The organism is Mesorhizobium silamurunense, assembly GCF_014843825.1.
In the GTDB taxonomy this organism is placed as follows: Bacteria; Pseudomonadota; Alphaproteobacteria; order Rhizobiales; family Rhizobiaceae; genus Mesorhizobium; species Mesorhizobium silamurunense.
Genome location: NZ_JHQR01000143.1, coordinates 1 through 1,892, shown reverse-complemented (window position 1 = coordinate 1,892; position 1,892 = coordinate 1). Strand labels below are relative to the sequence as shown.

2 protein-coding genes are annotated in these 1,892 nt (G+C 65.2%); one reads left to right on the top strand and one right to left on the bottom strand.

The window, feature by feature from the left end; genetic code table 11:
- Positions 1 to 109: 109 nt before the first annotated feature.
- Positions 110 to 331, bottom strand: a complete 222-nt coding sequence (rpmE, locus tag DH10_RS16450; RefSeq protein ID WP_040974396.1) for a 50S ribosomal protein L31 — start codon at positions 329 to 331, stop codon at positions 110 to 112.
- A gap of 206 nt (positions 332 to 537) precedes the next feature.
- On the opposite strand from rpmE, the gene DH10_RS16445 reads away from it, so the two are divergent.
- A partial coding sequence (locus DH10_RS16445; protein ID WP_192385005.1) for an ABC transporter transmembrane domain-containing protein occupies positions 538 to 1,892 on the top strand: 1,355 nt, incomplete at its 3' end.

The following is a 1,892-nucleotide window of genomic DNA, read 5'->3' as shown; positions in this document are numbered from 1 at the left end:
CCCGGACCTTCGGTCCGACCTCCCCACAAGGGGGAGGTAGGGCAAGTGCATGCAACAAAAAACCCGCCACGAAGGCGGGTTTTTGATCTGCGACAAAGCGGAGAAGGGCTTAGAGGCCGAAACCTTCGAAGCGCTTCTTGAACTTCGACAGGCGGCCGCCGCGGTCGAGCAGGGTCTGCTGGCCGCCGGTCCAGGCTGGGTGCGTGGTCGGGTCGATGTCGAGGTTCATCGTGTCGCCTTCCTTGCCCCAGGTCGAGCGGGTCAGGTATTCGGTGCCATCGGTCATGACGACCTTGATGGTGTGGTAGTCGGGGTGGATATCGGCCTTCATTGTCTTATTTCCTGGCTTGCTGGCGCCGGTGACGGGCCTAAGGCCTGCGTCGATGCGCCCCTTTTTAAAACTCGAAGCCGCAGCTAATGAAAAGCCACGGCTTCTAAAACGGTCGGCGAGCCTATACATCAGCCGGAATTGAATCACAAGGCCGCGGCAAGCGCATATTGAAGCGCATGACCGGCAAGCGGCCAGAGGAAACGCTCATGGCGGATATCGGTGTCAGTGGAGACGGGCGCAAGCGCTCGATCCGGCCGCTCAGAAGCCTTTTTCCGTATATCACCCGCTACCGGAAACTGGCGGTCGGCGCCATCATCTCGCTGATCCTGGCGGCGGCGACGACGCTCGCCCTGCCGATGGCCGTGCGGCGCATGATCGATCACGGCTTCCAGGCATCGGGCTCCACCTTCATAGCAGAATATTTCGCCGCGCTTGTGGCGATGGCGGCGCTGCTGGCGGCGGCATCGGCCAGCCGCTACTACTTCGTCATCACGCTCGGCGAGCGGGTCGTCGCCGATATCCGTCGCGACGTGTTCGCCCATGTCACGACCTTGTCGCCGGCCTTTTTCGACAAGGCGCATTCCGGCGAGATCGTTTCGCGGCTCGCCGCCGACACGACACAGGTGAAGTCCGCTGTCGGGGCCACTGCCTCGGTCGCGCTGCGCAATCTCATCCTCGGCCTCGGCGCCGTGGCGATGATGGTCTTCACCAGCCCAAAACTTTCCGGCCTGGTCATCGGCGCCATTCCGCTGATCGTGCTGCCGCTCGTCGCCTTTGGCCGCTCGGTGCGGCGCAGGTCGCGCCTGGCGCAGGATACGCTGGCCGAGGCCACCGCCTATGCCAGCGAGCAGATCGGCGCGGTGCGCACGCTGCAGGCCTTCACCAACGAGAAGCTGGTCACAGGGCATTTCTCGGCTGCGGTGGAAGCGGCTTTCGAGGCGGCGCGCATGTCAGTCTTTGCCCGCTCCTTCCTCACCTTCTTCGCCATCTTCATGATCTTCTCCTCGGTGGTGGCGGTGCTCTGGTTCGGTTCGCGCGATGTGCTTGCCGGCACGCTGTCGCCGGGCACGCTCGGCCAGTTCCTGCTCTATTCGGTGTTCGCCGCCGGCGCGCTCGGTGCCTTGTCGGAGGTGTGGAGCGAGCTGTCGCAGGCGGCGGGCGCAGCCGAGCGGCTGACCGAGATCCTGGCTGAGAAGCCCGCCATCCAATCGCCCGTCGATCCGCTGCCGCTGCCCGCTAAGGCCAAGGGCGCGATCAGCTTCGACGATGTCTCCTTCTCCTACCCGGCGCGGCCGGATCGGGCCGCAGTCCATGGCCTCAGCTTCCAGGTGAAGCCGGGCGAGACGGTGGCGATCGTCGGGCCGTCAGGCGCGGGGAAAAGCACGGTCTTCTCACTGATCCTGCGCTTCTACGATCCGGAAAGCGGGCGCATCGTCATCGACGGCGTCGACGTGCGCGAGGCCGATCCGGCCGCCGTGCGCGAGCGCATCGCCATCGTGCCGCAGGACGTCACCATCTTCGCGGCGAGCGCGCGCGACAATATCGGCTTCGGCCGGCCGGG